The sequence below is a fragment of the Rhodococcus kronopolitis genome, assembly GCF_042654025.1.
GTDB lineage: Bacteria > Actinomycetota > Actinomycetes > Mycobacteriales > Mycobacteriaceae > Rhodococcus_G > Rhodococcus_G kronopolitis.
Map to the genome: position 1 here is coordinate 274,354 of NZ_JBHSFO010000012.1, position 16,454 is coordinate 290,807.

Genomic DNA, 16,454 nt, shown 5'->3' on the forward strand with positions numbered 1-16,454 from the left:
TCAGGCTTCTCATAGTGCGCGCACATTCGGGTGCGAAAGGCTGACGGAGTACACCGAGATCACCAGACCGCACCGGTGGCATCAGAGAGTTCACGTCGGGAACATCCCGGACAACCCGGGCGTTGTACCCGTCACGCGTCGAAAGTCTGTCGCGCATTGCCACCAGCTGTCCCAAGCAGGAGGTCACCACATCTCGATGATCAACGTCATCCCGACGCCCAAGGTCGGCGCCGAGTTCTTCGGCGCGGCGGAACTCGCCTCGGCCGACCTGAGTGGCACCGCGGCGTTCGACGCCAGCGGCGACCAGTCGGCGATGCCGTCCTGGGACGAGCTGGTCCGCGAGCACGGCGACCGCGTGTACCGGCTGGCCTACCGACTCTCCGGAAACGCCCAGGACGCCGAGGACCTCACCCAGGACACGTTCATCCGGGTCTTCCGTTCGCTGTCGAACTACCAGGCCGGCACGTTCGAGGGCTGGCTGCACCGGATCACCACCAACCTGTTCCTCGACATGGTTCGCCGCCGCAACCGGATCAAGATGGAGGCGCTGCCCGAGGACTACGAGCGGGTGCCCTCCGACCGGCCGAACCCGGAGGAGATCTACCACGACGCCCGTCTGGACCCGGATCTGCAGGCCGCACTCGACTCGTTGGCGCCGGAGTTCCGCGCCGCCGTCGTCCTCTGTGACATCGAAGGTCTGTCCTACGAGGAGATCGGTGCCACACTGGGAGTCAAGCTCGGTACCGTACGAAGCCGTATCCATCGCGGACGGCAGGCGCTGCGGGACCACCTGTCGTCGTCCCGCAGTATGGAGACGGTGACCACGAAGTGACGGTGCAGGAGGGGTTGATGACGCAAGCGGGCCGACGGCGCCAGTTCAGTTCCACCGAGCACCTGGCCAGCGAGGCGGTCGCCGCGTACGTCGACGGTGAACTGCAGATGGCTGCGTACATGCGGGCCTCCCAGCACATGGCGCAGTGCCACGAGTGCACCGCCGCGGTGGACGCCCAGCAGCACGCGCGGGGGGCGCTTCGTCGCTCCGCCGAGATCAGCATGCCCAGCGGACTGTTGGGACTGCTCAGCCAGATCCCGATGTGCACTCCGCCGGTGGATCCGGACGCCGCGGGCGGGCCGGGGACCGATTCGCAGTTCGGTCGGACCCGGGCCGCGATCTCCGCCCGGATGAACTCCTACTCCGCGTCGGCCCGACGCCGCTTCCGCTAGCGCCGGTCAATGCCCGCGTCGGTGACGACCGGTCTTCGCGCGTCGGTGATACTGGGACGCGTGACTGACGCCAACGAGGGGCACGGGCCGGCGTGAACTCGGACTCGACCATGCGCCCGAAGCCGGCCCCCAACCCGGCCGACAGTGCGGCCTCGGCCCCGCCGCGGCTGCAGCCCCGGCCGCTGTACCGCCCCGCCGTCGATCCGGCCTCGGCCGTGGCCTTCGGACGTCCCGCGGGTACCGACACATCCTTCTCCACCGACCGTGGCGCCGCGGCCGACCCCGCCCTGACCGTCCGGCCGCCGGACCCGGTGCTGGCCGAGGCGTTCGGACGGCCCGACGGTGCGGTCGAGTCCATCCAGCGCGATCCCGCGGGCGACGCACCGGCGCCCGGGGCACCCGAGGCGCCCGCGGACCCGTGGCGCGACCCCGACGCGTCGGTCCGCCTCGGTGCCGCCGCGCTGACCACGCCGCCGGAGCCCACGACGCCGCCTGCCGCCAAGCTCAGCGTGCGCGACGTCCTGCTCGGTGACCGGATCGCGCCCCGTGCACTGGCCGCGCTGGCCGGTGTCGCGCTCACGATCGGACTGGTCGGCGGCGTCGTCGGCCGCGTCACGGCGGAGAACGTCGGCGCACTGACCAGCCAGAAGGTATCGCTCACCCAGTCCGGTGCCGGGGACCGGGAGGCGGGCCAGGTGGCCAAGGTGGCGGCCGCGGTCCAGCCCTCGGTGGTCTCGCTCCAGGTGGCGCTCCGCGATGCGTCGGGGACGGGGTCCGGGGTGGTCATCGACGGTGCCGGCTACATCGTCACCAACAACCACGTGATCTCGATGGCCGCCAGCGACCCGGAGAAGGCGACGCTGCATGTGGTGTTCGACGACGGCACCCGGGTGCCCGCCAAGATCGTCGGGCGCGACACCAAGACCGACCTCGCGGTGGTCAAGGTCGACGTCGGCAACCTGACCGTCGCCCAACTCGGCAAGTCCGGTGACGTCGCGGTCGGGGACGACGTGGTGGCCGTCGGTTCGCCGCTGGGCCTGAGCAACACCGTCACCAGTGGCATCGTCAGCGCGCTGCACCGGCCGGTCCGCCTCGGCGGCGACGGCACCGACACCGACGCGGTGATCGACGCGGTGCAGACCGATGCCGCGATCAACCCCGGCAACTCGGGTGGCCCGCTGGTCGACGACGAGGGCCGGGTCATCGGGATCAACTCGGCGATCCGGAGCGAGAGCGGCGGGTCGGTGGGCCTCGGCTTCGCGATCCCGGTCGACGACGTCACCCAGGTCGCCCAGGCGCTGATCCGTGACGGCGCGATGCACCACTCGGAGATCGGCGTCAACGCCCGGTCGGTCACCAACGAGCAAACCACCGGCGCCCAGGTCGCGAACGTGCAGAGCGGCAGCCCGGCCGAGCAGGCCGGCATCGTCGAGGGCGACGTGATCGTCAAGGTGGGCGAGCGCAACGTCGGCAGCGCGGACGAACTGGTGGTCGCCGTGCACCAGCAGCAGGCGGGGCAGTCGGTGCCGGTGCAGCTGATCCGGTCGGGACGGTCGGTCGAGGTCCAGGTGACCCCGGTCTCGGACTGACCCCGGGGCGCCCGCGAGGTGATTTTCTCGGTGCGGGCGACGTGCGGTGCCGGGGCCACGTACTCTGGGGCACGTGTTTGGCAACATTGGTTGGGGCGAGTTGATGGTCCTGCTCGTCGCGGCGCTCGTGGTCCTGGGACCAGAGCGTCTACCGGGCGCTGTCGGCTGGGTCTCGAAATCGCTGCGTCAGGTCAGGGACTACGCGAGCGGCGCCACGGCGCAGCTCAAGGACGAACTGGGTCCCGAGTTCGACGACCTGCGCAAGCCGCTCGCGGACCTGCAGCAGTTGCGTGGGATGACTCCGCGCGGGGTGATCACCAAGCACCTACTCGACGGCGACGACTCACTGTTCAGCAGCTTCGAGGGCAAGCCACTGAGCGGCATCGACATGACCAAGGGCGGCAGCGGTGCGGCCGGCAGCGCAGCGGCCGTGAACGGGTCCGCGCCGAAACCCCCGAGCGACTCCGCCCCGCTGGCGGAGGGCGAGCGTCCGCCGTTCGACGGCGACGCCACCTAGAGATCTCGACGCGACGGGCCCCTGCCGAAGTTCCGGCAGGGGCCCGTCGTGGTTCGGGTGGAATGCCGGCGGTTACGACCCGAACAGGGTCTCGATGAGGCCGGGCTCGCCGACCCAGCCGCTGCCGGTGCCGAGAGAGCCGAACGCCGGCCGGATCGCGTTCGGGGCCACCAGGTCGCGGTGGGAATTCGCGAACACGACCTCGTCGCCGACCGTGCAACGGTGCCGCACCTCGTAGACCCCGTCCGCCACGGCGGGCCACGAGTAGCCGATCCAGCCGTCGTTCGGTGCGGCAGGGGCGATGTCCCCGACAACGGTTCCGGTTCCCTGGTCGAGCAGGGTGGCGCCGCAGAGCGCGGCCGCGTCGACTCCCTCGACCGACGCGACCACGTCGTTCTCGATGATGTCGGCGCTGGACACGACGGCCGCGGATGCGACCCCGGGGGAGACGAACAGCAGGGGCACTGCGGTGACGGAGAACAGCGCGGTGCGGAGGACGGCCTTGTTCATACCCGGATTCCTGTCGTCGGATGCCGCGGGGCGGCATCGATCAGTGGTTCGGGTGCGAAGGTAACCGCTGGGGCGATTTGTCGGGGTCGAATTGTCCAGTTCGGGTGTTCCTACAGGTGCCGGGTGGTGTCGATGCCCAGCGACATGCCCGCGAGCCCGCGGGAGCGGACCGACAGCTTCTCGGCGATCTCGCGCAGGGCAGTGCCTGCCGGGGAGTCCGGCGCGCTGAGCACGATCGGGGTGCCCTCGTCACCGCCCTCGCGGACGGCCTGCTCGAGGGGGATCTGACCGAGCAGTGAGACCTTGGCGCCGACGGCCTTGGTGAGCCGGTCGGCCACGGCCTGACCGCCGCCGGAGCCGAAGACGTCCATCCGGGTGCCGTCGGGCAGGTCCATCCACGACATGTTCTCGATCACGCCTGCGATGCGCTGACGGGTCTGCAGGGCGATCGCACCGGCGCGCTCGGCGACCTCGGCGGCCGCCTGCTGGGGCGTGGTGACGACGAGGATCTCGGCGCCCGGGATGAGCTGGGCGACCGAGATCGCGACGTCGCCGGTGCCCGGCGGCAGGTCCAGAAGCAGGATGTCCAGGTCGCCCCAGAAGACGTCGGCGAGGAACTGCTGCAGGGCCCGGTGCAGCATCGGCCCGCGCCACACGACGGGGGTGTTGCCCTGGGTGAACTGGGCGATCGAGATGAGCTTCACGTCGTGCGCCTGCGGCGGCATGATCATCCGCTCGACCTGGGTGGGCTTGGCGTCGGTGCCGAGCATGCGGGGGACCGAGTGGCCGTAGATGTCGGCGTCGAGCACGCCAACGGACAGCCCCTTCGCCGCCATGGCGGCCGCGAGGTTCACCGTGACGGACGACTTTCCGACGCCACCCTTACCGGACGCGACGGCGTACACGCGGGTCAGCGACCCGGGCTGGGCGAACGGGATGACGGGCTCCGCGGAATCGCCCCGCAGTGACTTGCGGAGGGTGGTGCGCTGCTCGTCGTCCATCACGTCGAGCTCGACGCGGATCGCGCCGATGCCGGCGACGTCGGCCACGGCGGTGGTGACCCGGTCGACGATCTCGGTGCGCATCGGGCAGCTGGCGGTCGTCAGCAGCACGATGATGTCGACGCTCGCGTCGTCGGCGATCACCACGCTCTTGACCATCCCGAGCTCGGTGATGGGTTTGCGGATCTCGGGGTCGAGAACCTTGGCGAGCGCGCTACGAACGTCGGACTCGGTCACTGCTGGCATACCCCCGATGGTAGTGGTGAGCCGAATCAGTGGATCCGGGGGAGGGCGTCCGCGGTGGGGGTGATGCCGGTGGAGTACGCCAGCGACCAGGCCGTGACGTTCGCGACGTAGGCCATCGAGTTGTTGTACCGCAGGATCGCCTTGGTCGCGGAGACGATGTCGCGCATGTTCGTGCCGCCGTCACACAGGTAGTTGGCGGTGGACGCGGCGGCGTCGAACAGGTTCTGAGGGTCGGCCTTGCCGTCGCCGTTGCCGTCGATGCCGTAGTGCGCCCAGGTGGTCGGGATGAACTGGGTGGGACCGACCGCGCGGTCGTAGACAGAGTCGCCGTCGAGGGCGCCGCCGTCGCTGTCCATGATGACGGCCTGGCCGGGCAGGCTGCCGTCGAGGGGAAGACCGATGATCGGCTCGAACAGGTTGCCGTTGCCGTCGGCCTTGCCGCCGTTGGCATGGCTGGACTCCACCCGTCCCACGCCTGCGACCTGCATCCAGTTGATGCCGCAGTCGGGCTGTCGCTCGGCGATGACCCGCTCGGCGTTCTGGTACGCGGCGTAGTTGATCGCGGGAATGCCGAGCGGGCCCTCCGGGAGCGGGGCGGGCAGGGGCGCGGGTGCGGCGTCGGCGGGCGCTGGGATGGCGACCGGCGCGGGTGCGGGCTCGGCGATCGGCTGGGCCGTCACCTCCTGCTCCTGCGTCGCATCGACGGTCGCGGGTTCTGCGGCGATCGGGTCGGACTTAGCGGCCGTGGTGAGGAACGGGATCGCGGGGGCGGCGCCGGAGGTGGCGGCCGCGGTGATCAGTCCGCCGGGAATCATCCCGGTCAGTGCGATGACGGAGCCGCGGCGCAGCGTCGAGTTGGACTTCTTGTTGTGACGACCCACCGAGAAAACCTCCTGCGAACCCCCGGATGGGGCGCTGTGATGCTCTAGACCGAAATCGAGGCTACCCGGTTTGAGATGCTTCCGTTATCTTGCCGTGATGTGAAAGTGGGCAGGGCGCGGCGTCGGTGGAGGTCAGGAGGACTTTCTTCAGGTGTCGAATTGATCTCGGCCGGGCGTGCCGCCCGGGCGTGGCGGCCTGGTCAGCGGACCGGTGCAGCGGCCCCGGCCGGGACATGGTCAGCGGCCCCGGCGGGAGCCGGGGCAGCGTTGCCGGCTGGCGCCGGGGCCGGGGGTGCCTGGACCGGCGCGGGGGGCGGCGGGCAGAAGATCAGGCACGGCAGTTCGGGCAGCGCAGGCAGGCCCGGGAACAACGGCGCCGGCGGCGGTGTCGTCGGGGTCGAGGTGGGCGGCGTCGGCGCCGACGCGTTCAGCGCCGGGGACCTGTCGTCAGGCTTCGCGGGGTCGCCGGGCTTGCCTGGTTCGCCGGGCTTGGCGGGTTCGGCGGGGACGTCCGGGATCGAGCCGGGGGCAGGCGTGCCGCCCGCGGCGTAGGCGGCCGACCAGGCGAGCACGTTCGTCGCGTACGCGGCCGAGTTGTTGTACCGCAGCACCGCCTTGAGCTCCTGGGCGGGCTCGTGCAGGTTCAGCCCGCCGGAGCACAGGTAGCGGGCCGCCGCGAGCGTGGCGTCGAAGATGTTGTTCGGGTCCGAGACGTCGTCGTCGTTGCCGTCCGCGGCGTACCTGGCCCAGGTGCCCGGGATGAACTGCATCGGCCCGACCGCACGGTCGTGCCGGAGGTCCCCGTCGAGGCGGCCGCCGTCGGTGTCGGTGATGACGTTGTTTCCGGCCAGCGTGCCGTCCAGGGTGGGTCCGAGGATCCGGGTCACCGTCGTGCCGGCGGCGTCGGTGCGCCCGCCGCCCGCGTGTCCGGACTCGATCCGGCCGATCCCGGCCAGCAGGTGCCAGCTCACGCCGCAGCCGGGCGCCTCGTCGGACATCGTTGCCTCGGCGGCCCGGTAGGCGCCGAGCACCAGTTCGGGGATGCCGAGCGCGCTCAGCGAGACCGGGGCCTGGGTGAGCTTCTCGGCGACGGCGGGCGGCAGTTCGAACACCACCGGCGGCGGCGGGGTGTAGGCCCGGGGCGTGCGGACTGGGCGCGGCGCCGCTCCCACCAGTCCCACGGTTCCGGTCGGCACTGCGTCGGGCCCGGTGGGCGGGGCGCCTGCCGGCAGCGGCTCCGGTGAGACGGCGGCCGGCGCCGGCTGGCTCGGCAGGTCCGCCGCGGTCACCGTGCCGACCGACGACGCGGCCGTGGCCAGCGACACCAGCCCGATCGTTGCCGCAGTCGCGATACCCCTGAGCCGCATGAGCCCTCCCCGTCACCGTTCCTGCAAATGTGATTCAGGTTACATAACGGAAACGGTGGTGCGCGGCGTTTGGGTCGACGCGGGTCCGGTCGAGACGCCTCGGCCGGCCCCGCTACCCGGGCGGGGTGCGGTCGGTGTCGAGATCGGCGAGCAGACCCTTGATCTCGTCGAGTTCGCGGCGCAGGTAGTCGCGGGTGGCCACCTCGCCGACCGCGATCCGCAGGGCGGCGAGCTCGCGGGCGAGAAACTCGGTGTCCGCCTTGGTCTGCTCGGCCCGGGACCGGTCCTCCTCCAGCGAGACCCGGTCGCGGTTCTCCTGCCGGTTTTGGGCGAGCAGGATCAGTGGCGCCGCGTACGCGGCCTGGGTGGAGAAGGCCAGGTTCAACAGGATGAACGGGTACGGGTCCCACTGCAGCCCGACGGCGGCCACGTTGAGGATGATCCAGACGATCACGAAGACCGTCTGGATCAGCAGGTACTTGCCGGTGCCGAGGAAACGGGCGATCGACTCGCTGACCCGGCCGACCGCCTCGATGTCGATGTGCAGGCCGATGCGGCGGGACCCCCGGGGCGTGTCGAGGCGCTGGCCGGCCGGGGTCGTGGTCTTCTCACTCATCGTCGGCCGCCTCGTCGCGCCAGTCGGTCGGGAGCAGGTGGTCGAGCACGTCGTCGACCGCGACGGCGCCGAGCAGGTGGCCCTCGTCGTCGACGACCGGCCCGCACACCAGGTTGTACCGGGCGAAGTACCGGGTCACCGTGGTCAGCGGGTCCTCGGGGCCGAGCCGGGTGAGGTCGGTGTCCAGGATGCCGCCGACCAGTGTCGCCGGTGGTTCGCGCAGCAGTCGCTGCAGGTGCACGCACCCCAGGTAGCGCCCGGTGGGGGTGGAGATCGGCGGCCGGACCACGAACGCGATGCTCGCCAGGGCGGGTGTCAGGTCGGGGTGCCGGGCCCGCGCCAGCGCCTCGGCCACCGTCGTGGCGGGGGTCAGGATCACCGGTTCGGGGGTCATCAGGCCGCCGGCCGTGTGGGGGGAGTGCTGCAGCAGCCGCCGGACGGGTTCCGAGTCCTCCGGGTCCATCAGCTGCAGCAGTGACTCGGCCTCGGCGTCGGGCAGCTCACCGAGCAGGTCGGCGGCGTCGTCGGGGTCCATGGCCTCGAGCACGTCCGCCGCGCGCTCCACCTCGAGGTGCATCAGCAGGTCGGTCTGCGAGTCGGTGGGCAGCTCCTGGACCACGTCCGCGAGGCGCTCGTCGTCGAGCGCGACCGCCACCTCGTAGCGCCGCTTGTCCGGCAGCTCCCGGATCGCGTTGGCCACGTCGGCGGGGCGCATTCCCTCGAACTGGGCGAGCAGCTGCGAGACGCCCTGCCCGGGCAGGGCCAGCTGCGTCTGGGTGAGCCCGTGCACGTGTGGCCACTCCACGACGTGCATGGCCGCGCGGCGGGACAGCCGCCCGCGCGGCCGCCGGACGGCCACCCGCGCGACCACCCAGTCCCTCGTCCGGGTCAGCTCGATACCGAGGTCCACCACCAGCACGTCCTGCCCCGCCAGCTCGTCGAGCTCCGGGTCGTCGACCCGCACGGTGGTGTCGAGGACCTGCGCGAGGACCAGTACCTCGCCGGGCTTCTGGGTGAACCTGCGCAGGCTGACGTTTCCGGTGACCGCGACCGAGCCGGGGGCGATCGCCGTCACCCGAAGCATCGGGATGAATATCCGGCCGCGAGTGAGCAGTTCGACCACCAGCCCGAGGACCCGCGGCCGCTGCCGGCCGACCCGAATGGTGATCACGACGTCGCGTACCCGGCCGATGGATTCGCCGTCCGGTCCGAGCACCACCAGGCCCGCCAGCCTGGCTGCGAAGACCTTGCTCATTGCTGCCATGATGGCAAGGCTAATTCGCTCGGTGCCCCGACGGAGGATCGCGGGCTGGCACACGCGGTTTACCGAGGGGCACGTCCTTCCATCCACTGGAGGTCCTCATGGTGCCTGCGCGCTCGCGTCGGTCCGTCCTGGCGGTACCCGGCAGCAGCCGGAAGATGATCGAGAAGGCGAAGGGCCTGCCCGCCGACGAGGTGTTCCTCGACCTCGAGGACGCGGTGGCCCCGATCGCCAAGGCGCAGGCGCGCGTCGAGATCGTCGACGCCCTCAACTCGGACGGCTGGGGCGACCAGATCAAGGTGGTCCGGATCAACGACTGGACCACGCAGTGGACCTACGCCGACGTGGTGGAGGTGGTCGGGGGCGCGGGCGCCAACCTGGACGCGATCTTGCTGCCGAAGGTGACCGACGCCGCGCACGTGCAGGCGTTGGACCTGCTGCTGACCCAGGTCGAGAAGGCGCACGGGCTCGAGGTGGGACGGATCGGCATCGAGGCGCAGATCGAGAATGCGCTGGGGCTCACCAACATCGACGCCATCGCGACCGCCAGTCCGCGGGTCCAGACCCTGGTGTTCGGCCCCGCGGACTTCATGGCGAGCATCAACATGCGGACCCTGGTGGTCGGCGAGCAGCCCGACGGGTACGACACCGGCGACGCCTACCACCACATCCTGATGACCATCCTGATGGCCGCCCGCGCCCACGGCCTGGAGGCGATCGACGGCCCGTACCTGCAGATCCGCGACGTCGAGGCCTTCCGGCGCGCGGCAGGCCGGACTGCGGCACTGGGCTTCGACGGCAAGTGGGTGCTGCACCCGACGCAGATCGACGCCGCCAACGAGGTGTTCAGCCCACGCCAGGCCGACTACGACCGTGCCGAGATGATCCTCGACGCCTACGAGTTCCACACCTCGGCCGCCGGCGGGGGACGCGGCGCCGCGATGCTCGGCGACGAGATGATCGACGAGGCCAGCGCGAAGATGGCGCAGGTGATCGCGGGCAAGGGGCGGGCGGCGCGAATGACCCGGACCCAGCGGTTCGATCCGCAATCTCCGTAAAGGTCCGCAATCTCCGTAAAATGGACACTGGGTGCACGGCAGGAGCACCCGGTGTCAACGCCACAGACCTGAGGGAGCACCGACAATGGCCAATCCACTCGCAACGCCGAACGGGCCCGGACGCGGCGGTTTGCCGACCCCGCCGTCCGGCTGGCCGATCGGTTCGTACCCCACCTACGCGGAGGCGCAGCGCGCGGTCGACTACCTCTCCGACGAACAGTTCTCGGTGCAGGACGTCACCATCGTGGGCGTCGACCTGATGCAGGTCGAGCGGGTGCTCGGCCGACTCACCTGGGCGAAAGTCATTGGTGGCGGAGTTGTCTCGGGTGCCTGGCTGGGCGTGTTCCTGGGCCTGCTGCTCGGGATCTTCACCGGCGGACTGCTCGGACCGCTCGCGGCGGGCATCTTCGGCGGTGTCGTGTTCGGGTTGATCTCGACGACGATTCCGTACGCGGCGACCCGCGGCACCCGGGACTTCTCCTCGACCATGCAGCTGGTCGCCGGCCGCTACGACGTGCTGTGCGACCCGAAGTCGGCCGAACGGGCCCGCGACCTGCTGGCCAAGCTGGCCATCTGACGAGACCGCCGCCGCGCGCTCGGGGGAGGTTGCGCGCGGCGGCGGGGTCCGACGGGCCTCAGCTCCCGAATGCGGGTGCCGGGAACTGCGGGTTCGGGGGCTGCCAGTCATTGCCCTGGTTCCAGTTGCCGGGGTTCCAGTTGTTCTGGTTCCGGTCGTGGTGCTGATTCCAGCCGTTGTCCCGGTCCCCGTCGTGGTGGTCGCCCTGTTGGTACTGACCGCGGTCGCCGTCGTGATGGACCGGGTCGGCCATCGCGGTTCCGGTCACGGCCATCAGCGGCAGTCCGATCAGCGCTCCGGTCACGACGAGGCGTCTGGCGGTCCGGCGGCTTCGGCGGGGCTGCTGCGGTGCGGTCATGGTGGTGTCCTTTCCTCGGTGTCGGATACGAGGTTCGGGTCCCGTGGGGTGGTCGGTTCCCGTGCTCGGAACCTCGATCCGATTTCGACGCTAGGCCAGCAATCGCGGCCACGGACAGGGCCGCGGCGGCATTCACAGCAGGGTGCCAGCCTGGCCCCGCAACGGCCCGAATTCCGTGCTACGGGCGATGAACTTGCTGATCACGTCGTGGTGTGCGGCGGCCTGCGGCGGCGATCTGCGATGCTTCCCTCCATGGCGTCGCTGGCAGCAGGCTGTGAGTCTGTTCGGCCTGGTTCGACAGTCGTGCGAGGAGGGGTGAGTTGATTTCCGGCACCGGAACGACCCGTGAGCGGCTGACGCGGCGCGCGCTGACCCACGCCACACTGGACCGGCAGCACCTGCTGCGCCGCGGCAGCGGCAGCGCCGCCGATCTCCTCACGCACCTGTTCGGGCTGCAGGCACAGTCGCCGATGGCGCCCTACTTCGCGTTGTGGGCGCGGCTCGACCGCTTCGATCCCGCCGAGCTGTCCGCGCTGATCGCCACCCGGGAGGTGGTACGGATGGTGCTGATGCGCGGCACGGTGCATGCGGTGACCGCCGCGGACGCGCTGGCGCTGCGCCCGTGGGTCCAACCGATCATGGACACCGACCTGAGGACCAACACGGCGCATCGCGACGCCCTCTCCGGTCTCGACCTCGCCGCAATGGCGGCCGTGAGCCGCGAGCTGCTCGACGCCGACCCGATGACGATGGCGCAGCTGCGTCCGCTGCTCGCCCGTCACTGGCCGGACCGCGACCCGGCGGCGCTGGCGCACGCGGCACGGTGCCTGCTGCCGTTGGTGCAGGTGCCCCCACGCGGCCTGTGGGGGCGTTCGGGTCAGCCGGTGTGCACCACGGCAGAGAACTGGCTCGGTGTCGCTGGCCCGGCGCAGCCCGAGCCGGAGCGACTGTTGTTGCGATACCTCGCGGCATACGGACCCGCGAGCGTCGCGGACGCTCAGGCGTGGTCGGGACTGACCCGGCTGGCGGAGGTGTTCGAGCGGCTGCGGCCGCGGCTGCGGGCGTTCCTCGACGAGGACGGGGCCGAGCTCTTCGACCTGCCCGACGCACCCCGCCCGGACCCGTCGTGCGCGCCGCCGGCGCGCATCCTGGCGCCCTTCGACAGTGTGCTGCTCGGCCACGCGAACCGGGCTCGGGTGATCTCGGACGAGCACCGCAAGGTGGTGTTCACCGTGAACGGGATCATCAAGCCGACGATCCTGGTCGACGGGACGGTGGCCGGCTTCGTCACCGTCACCGCGAAGAAGGGGGCAGGCGTCGTGGAGGTCACGACCTTCCGGCGCCTGGGGAAGGGCGTCGAGTCGGAGGTCGAGTCGGAGGCGTTGCGGCTGTTGGGGTTCGCGCATCCAGGCGCCGACAGTCAGGACGTCCGGTTCATTCCGATGCCGTGAACCCCCGGCGGGCCAGTGCGTGGGCGATGCCGACTGCCACCCCGATCGCCGCTCCCCACAGGGCGGAGACGAGTGCGCCGCCCGCGAGCGAGGCCAGGTAGGAGCCCGGACCTTCGTTCAGCACGAAACTCAGGTACACGATGCGGACCAGGTTGCCTGCCACGACGCCGATCACGGTGGCGCCCAGCCCCGCCCAGAATGCGCGGGCCACGCCGCCGGCCGGGTGCAGCCTCGCCGAGTTGACCAGCCGCATCCAGACGACGGCGATCATCACGAGCGCCGCGAGCACGTCCACCGCCCACGATCCGGTCGTCGTCTCGCCGAGCGGCGTCAGGCGCAACGGCGGCACCCCGAAGGGCAGGCCGAGGGCGCTGGGCACCAGCAGTTCCGGCAGGTACGTCAGCGCGGTGCCGGTCAGCGTCCAGGTCCCGAAGAGAACGGAGATCACGGCGGCGGTGACCGTGCCCGCCCACGGACCGGTAGGCACTTCGTGCTCGTTCTCGTGTGCGGCTGACGGGTCTGCGGACCCGGCGACCGCGCACGAGCCGGGGACCGGCCTGACCTGTGGATTCACCGAAACGGCCTCGGGGGACTCGGACATGTCGCCACAATATCGGCGTCCAGATGACCAGGCGTGGCGAAACGGTGAAGAAGGTCGAGTGTGCGGCGGATCAGAGTGGTGTCCCTCCTGGCGGCCGGAGCGCTCGTCCTTGCGGGCGGTGTCGGCGCGGCACTGCGATCCGATCCCGCGCCCACGGGGTCGTTCCTCACCGACGACGCGGGCCGGGCGCTCGTGCTGCGGGGCTTCAACACGGCGTCGAGCGCGAAGAGCACCCCGGACGGGATGCCGAAGTTCACCGAGGAGCAGCTCGCGCGTGAACATGCCGACATGGGAACCAACTTCGTCCGGTTCCTGATCTCGTGGCGGTCCGTGGAGCCGGAGCCGGGGGTCTTCGACCAGGCGTACCTCGACCGCGTCGAGGAACGCGTCGGCTGGTATTCCGAGCGCGGGTACCAGGTGATGCTCGACATGCACCAGGACCTCTGGTCCGGCGCGATCACCCCGGACGGCAAGACCGGCAACGGCGCGCCGGCCTGGGCCACGTACATGGACGGCCTGCCGGTGGGCTCGCACGAGATGTGGGAGCAGTACTACCTGGACCCCGGCGTGATCAGGGCGTTCGACAACTTCTGGAACACGACGGGTGAGCACCCGGAGCTCGCCGACCACTATGCGCAGGCGTGGCGGGCGGTGGCGCAACGGTTCTCGGGTAACCCCGCCGTCGTGGCGTACGACCTGATGAACGAGCCGTACGGCGGAACCCTGCAGGGCCCGGTCTTCGAGGCCGGCCCGCTGACGGCGCTCTACCAGAAGACGGCCGACGCGATCCGCACCGTCGACCAGGACAGCTGGGTGTGCGTGGCACCGCAGGCGATGGGCGTGAACTGGGGAACGCCGAGCGGTCTCGGGCCGATCGACGACGCGCGCGACGGCGACCAGCGAATTGCCTACTGCCCGCACATCTATCCCCTCCCGATGGACCTGGGCGGCGGCTACGAGGGCACCTCGCGCGACCTCGTCGACGCCACCGTCGACGCGTGGCGCGGCCACACGCTGCGCACCGCGGCCGCACTGGGCGACGTGCCGATCATCCTGGGGGAGTTCGGCCTCGACACCACACTTCCCGGCGCACTCGACTTCGTCGAGCGCATCTACGCGACGGCAACGGAGATGGGCGCCGGCGTCAGCTACTGGTCCCGCGATCCGGGAAGCTGGGGTCCCTACGAGGAGGACGGCGCCGCCCGCAACCTGGTACCCGCACTCGACCGCCCGTACCCCCGCGCGGTCGCCGGCGCCCCGATCGGGTGGCGGGGCGAGCCCGAGCGACTCGAGCTGACCTACCGGCCCGACGCGTCGATCTCCGCCCCGACCGAGATCTACCTGCCGGCGCGGACCTTCCCGAACGGCGCGCAGGTCTCCGGTGGCGAGGTCGCGAGCTGGGACGCAGGCGCCAGGATCCTGACGCTGCGTGCGCCGCAGACGCCGGACGAGACCACCGTCACGCTGACCCCCGCTCGCTGACCCTTCCGGCGGGGACCGGTGTTAGATGAGCGGGTGAGTGACAGCGTCATCGCCTCGGTCCGAACGCACCTCGTCGAGCAGATCGGCGGTCCGCCGCCGTCCGCCGCCTCGGTGACCTTCCTGGGCCTCGAACCCCTCGAGGTCCTCCGCTTCGGCCCCGACGACGCCGGCCTGGTGCGCTACGTCTCGCTGGGCTGTTCCCGGCACCCGATGGGCGATCCCAGCGACCTGGTCGCGGACCCGGTGCGGGGCCCGCGCGCGGAGCTGGTGCTCTCGCTGCTCGGCGGCGCAGGCGTGGCGTCGGGCGTGCACCGCACGCTGGCGATGTTGGCCGCGGCGCCCGCGGTGGAGGGCGTGGTGCTGACGGTCGACGGACTGCTCGACGTCGGTGAACCGCTCTGGGTCGGCGCCCCGTTCACCGCGATGCTGTTGGGGGAGAGCGACATCGGCGAACTCGTCCTGCCCGAGCCTGCGGACCCGGTGCGATTCTTCGACGCGGTCCCGATCACCGGCACCGAAGCCGCCTGGGTGCGACTGCGCGGGGCGGCGGCGCTGCGCGAGGCGTGGGCCGAGGCGGGGATCGACGCGCAGAACCCGGCCCGCCGGGCGGCGTCGCTGTAGGAGTCAGAGCCAGTCGTTGCGGCGGAAGGTCACGAACAGTCCGGAGCAGATGACCGCGACGACGCCGAGTACCAGGGGATAGCCGAACGCCCACTGCAGTTCCGGCATGTGGTCGAAGTTCATCCCGTAGATGCCGGCGAACATGGTGGGCACGGCGGCGATGGCGACCCACGCCGAGATCTTGCGCATGTCGGTGTTCTGCTGCACGGCGATCTTGGCCAGCGCGGCGTCGACCAGCGTGCTGAGCACCTCGTCGAACTCGGCGATCCGTTCGGCGACGATGGTGTGGTGGTCCTGGACGTCGCGCAGGTAGCGCCGGACCTCCTTGGGGATTCCGGTGGTGGTGTCCTGGCCGAGCCGTTGCAGCGGGCTGGCCAGCGGGTTCACCGACTTGCGCAGTTCGACGATCTCGCGCTTGAGCAGGTAGATCTGTTCGGTCGCGACCCGGTTTCCGGTGCTGAACACCGCCTCCTCCATCAGGTCGACGTCGTTCTCCACGGACTCCGTCACCGCGAGGTACGAGTCGACGACGTGGTCGGCGATCGCGTGCAGGACCGCGGACGGACCCAGCGCGAGGAGTTCGGGGTTGGCCTCGAGGCCACGGCGGACGCCGGTGAGTTCGGAGTGCTCGCCGTGCCGGACTGTCAGCACGAAGTCGGGACCCATGAAGATCATGATCTCGCCGGTCTCGACCACCTCGTTGGCGGTGGTGATCGACTCGTGCTCGATGTAGTTGACGGTGCGCAGCACCATGAACATCACGTCGTCGTAGCGCTCGAGCTTGGGGCGCTGGTGCGAGTGCAGGACGGCGTCCTCGACCATCAGTTCGTGCAGGTCGAAACACTCGGCCACCGAGACCATCTGGGACTCGTCCGGCTTGTGCAGACCGACCCACACGAAGCCCCGTCCCAGGGCGCGCACCTTCGCCATTGCCGTCTCGTGGGTGAAGGTGCCCGGCAGGCGCCGGCCCCCCACGTACACCGCGCAGTCCACGATCGCGTCCTCGACGGGACACGGGGGAGGGGTGGAGTCGTCGGGCGGGGGCGACGAGCGGAAGGACGGCAGCGAGGGCAGAGGTGGCAGCGCGGGCAGGT

At 70.8% G+C, this 16,454-nt stretch carries 18 protein-coding genes; 9 read left to right on the plus strand and 9 right to left on the minus strand.

The genetic code is table 11. The annotated features are described in order from the left end of the window. The first annotated feature begins 196 nt into the window (after positions 1-196). From sigE to tatB, 4 genes are all read left to right on the plus strand, one after another. Positions 197-832, plus strand: coding sequence for an RNA polymerase sigma factor SigE (sigE, locus tag ACFO6S_RS18275; RefSeq protein ID WP_378419381.1), 636 nt, complete (start codon positions 197-199; stop codon positions 830-832). A gap of 17 nt (positions 833-849) precedes the next feature. Further along, positions 850-1,224, plus strand: coding sequence for an RNA polymerase subunit sigma-70 (locus ACFO6S_RS18280; protein ID WP_378419382.1), 375 nt, complete (start codon positions 850-852; stop codon positions 1,222-1,224). 110 nt (positions 1,225-1,334) lie between these two features. Then, positions 1,335-2,813 (plus strand): S1C family serine protease, encoded by a 1,479-nt coding sequence (locus tag ACFO6S_RS18285; protein ID WP_378419468.1) that lies wholly within the window; start codon positions 1,335-1,337, stop codon positions 2,811-2,813. A gap of 73 nt (positions 2,814-2,886) precedes the next feature. Continuing rightward, positions 2,887-3,330, plus strand: coding sequence for a Sec-independent protein translocase protein TatB (gene tatB, locus ACFO6S_RS18290; RefSeq protein ID WP_378419383.1), 444 nt, complete (start codon positions 2,887-2,889; stop codon positions 3,328-3,330). 72 nt (positions 3,331-3,402) lie between these two features. Here the strand turns inward: tatB and ACFO6S_RS18295 are convergent, their stop codons facing one another. From ACFO6S_RS18295 to ACFO6S_RS18320, 6 genes are all read right to left on the minus strand, one after another. Further along, positions 3,403-3,840, minus strand: a complete 438-nt coding sequence (locus ACFO6S_RS18295) for a hypothetical protein (protein ID WP_378419384.1) — start codon at positions 3,838-3,840, stop codon at positions 3,403-3,405. Between the two features lie 110 nt (positions 3,841-3,950). Further along, a complete protein-coding gene (locus tag ACFO6S_RS18300) occupies positions 3,951-5,087 on the minus strand; it encodes an Mrp/NBP35 family ATP-binding protein (RefSeq protein ID WP_378419385.1) in 1,137 nt (378 codons plus the stop codon). 26 nt (positions 5,088-5,113) lie between these two features. Continuing rightward, positions 5,114-5,968, minus strand: a complete 855-nt coding sequence (locus tag ACFO6S_RS18305; RefSeq protein ID WP_378419386.1) for a lytic transglycosylase domain-containing protein — start codon at positions 5,966-5,968, stop codon at positions 5,114-5,116. Positions 5,969-6,168: 200 nt separating this feature from the next. Continuing rightward, positions 6,169-7,335: a lytic transglycosylase domain-containing protein gene (locus ACFO6S_RS18310; protein WP_378419387.1), complete on the minus strand. Its 1,167-nt coding sequence runs from the start codon at positions 7,333-7,335 to the stop codon at positions 6,169-6,171. A 112-nt stretch (positions 7,336-7,447) separates the two neighbouring features. Beyond that, positions 7,448-7,951, minus strand: a complete 504-nt coding sequence (locus ACFO6S_RS18315; RefSeq protein ID WP_378419388.1) for a DUF1003 domain-containing protein — start codon at positions 7,949-7,951, stop codon at positions 7,448-7,450. Continuing rightward, complete coding sequence (locus tag ACFO6S_RS18320; RefSeq protein WP_378419389.1) at positions 7,944-9,215, minus strand: magnesium transporter MgtE N-terminal domain-containing protein; 1,272 nt, start codon at positions 9,213-9,215, stop codon at positions 7,944-7,946. Before ACFO6S_RS18320 ends, ACFO6S_RS18315 begins: the two co-directional genes overlap by 8 nt. Before the next feature lie 98 nt (positions 9,216-9,313). Here ACFO6S_RS18320 and ACFO6S_RS18325 point away from each other — a divergent pair, with 98 nt between their 5' ends. Further along, the gene (locus tag ACFO6S_RS18325; RefSeq protein ID WP_378419390.1) at positions 9,314-10,270 is read left to right on the plus strand and encodes an HpcH/HpaI aldolase/citrate lyase family protein; all 957 of its coding nucleotides are present in this window, start codon (positions 9,314-9,316) and stop codon (positions 10,268-10,270) included. An 85-nt stretch (positions 10,271-10,355) separates the two neighbouring features. After that, entirely contained in the window at positions 10,356-10,847 is a 492-nt protein-coding gene (locus tag ACFO6S_RS18330) for a YflT domain-containing protein (RefSeq protein WP_378419391.1), read from the plus strand. Between the two features lie 58 nt (positions 10,848-10,905). Here the strand turns inward: ACFO6S_RS18330 and ACFO6S_RS18335 are convergent, their stop codons facing one another. After that, entirely contained in the window at positions 10,906-11,205 is a 300-nt protein-coding gene (locus ACFO6S_RS18335; protein ID WP_378419392.1) for a hypothetical protein, read from the minus strand. A gap of 320 nt (positions 11,206-11,525) precedes the next feature. Between ACFO6S_RS18335 and ACFO6S_RS18340 the strand changes: the two genes are divergently transcribed. Beyond that, complete coding sequence (locus ACFO6S_RS18340) at positions 11,526-12,656, plus strand: winged helix DNA-binding domain-containing protein (RefSeq protein ID WP_378419393.1); 1,131 nt, start codon at positions 11,526-11,528, stop codon at positions 12,654-12,656. Here the strand turns inward: ACFO6S_RS18340 and ACFO6S_RS18345 are convergent. Next, the gene (locus tag ACFO6S_RS18345; protein WP_378419394.1) at positions 12,640-13,143 is read right to left on the minus strand and encodes a hypothetical protein; all 504 of its coding nucleotides are present in this window, start codon (positions 13,141-13,143) and stop codon (positions 12,640-12,642) included. The genes ACFO6S_RS18340 and ACFO6S_RS18345 overlap by 17 nt on opposite strands. 192 nt (positions 13,144-13,335) lie before the next feature. Between ACFO6S_RS18345 and ACFO6S_RS18350 the strand changes: the two genes are divergently transcribed. After that, positions 13,336-14,739 carry a cellulase family glycosylhydrolase gene (locus ACFO6S_RS18350; RefSeq protein ID WP_378419395.1) on the plus strand — a complete coding sequence of 468 codons (1,404 nt, stop codon included), beginning with the start codon at positions 13,336-13,338 and terminating at the stop codon, positions 14,737-14,739. Between the two features lie 33 nt (positions 14,740-14,772). After that, entirely contained in the window at positions 14,773-15,360 is a 588-nt protein-coding gene (locus ACFO6S_RS18355; RefSeq protein WP_378419396.1) for a suppressor of fused domain protein, read from the plus strand. Between the two features lie 3 nt (positions 15,361-15,363). Here ACFO6S_RS18355 and ACFO6S_RS18360 read toward each other — a convergent pair whose 3' ends face one another. Continuing rightward, entirely contained in the window at positions 15,364-16,443 is a 1,080-nt protein-coding gene (locus tag ACFO6S_RS18360; RefSeq protein ID WP_378419469.1) for a magnesium and cobalt transport protein CorA, read from the minus strand. Positions 16,444-16,454: the final 11 nt, after the last annotated feature.

Coding starts and splice junctions, on each gene's coding strand:
- sigE (WP_378419381.1), top strand. CDS start 197: ATGATCAACGTCATCCCGACGCCCAAGGTCGGCGCCGAGTTCTTCGGC.
- ACFO6S_RS18280 (WP_378419382.1), top strand. CDS start 850: ATGACGCAAGCGGGCCGACGGCGCCAGTTCAGTTCCACCGAGCACCTG.
- ACFO6S_RS18285 (WP_378419468.1), top strand. CDS start 1,335: ATGCGCCCGAAGCCGGCCCCCAACCCGGCCGACAGTGCGGCCTCGGCC.
- ACFO6S_RS18295 (WP_378419384.1), bottom strand. CDS start 3,840: ATGAACAAGGCCGTCCTCCGCACCGCGCTGTTCTCCGTCACCGCAGTG.
- ACFO6S_RS18300 (WP_378419385.1), bottom strand. CDS start 5,087: ATGCCAGCAGTGACCGAGTCCGACGTTCGTAGCGCGCTCGCCAAGGTT.
- ACFO6S_RS18310 (WP_378419387.1), bottom strand. CDS start 7,335: ATGCGGCTCAGGGGTATCGCGACTGCGGCAACGATCGGGCTGGTGTCG.
- ACFO6S_RS18315 (WP_378419388.1), bottom strand. CDS start 7,951: ATGAGTGAGAAGACCACGACCCCGGCCGGCCAGCGCCTCGACACGCCC.
- ACFO6S_RS18320 (WP_378419389.1), bottom strand. CDS start 9,215: ATGGCAGCAATGAGCAAGGTCTTCGCAGCCAGGCTGGCGGGCCTGGTG.
- ACFO6S_RS18325 (WP_378419390.1), top strand. CDS start 9,314: ATGGTGCCTGCGCGCTCGCGTCGGTCCGTCCTGGCGGTACCCGGCAGC.
- ACFO6S_RS18330 (WP_378419391.1), top strand. CDS start 10,356: ATGGCCAATCCACTCGCAACGCCGAACGGGCCCGGACGCGGCGGTTTG.
- ACFO6S_RS18335 (WP_378419392.1), bottom strand. CDS start 11,205: ATGACCGCACCGCAGCAGCCCCGCCGAAGCCGCCGGACCGCCAGACGC.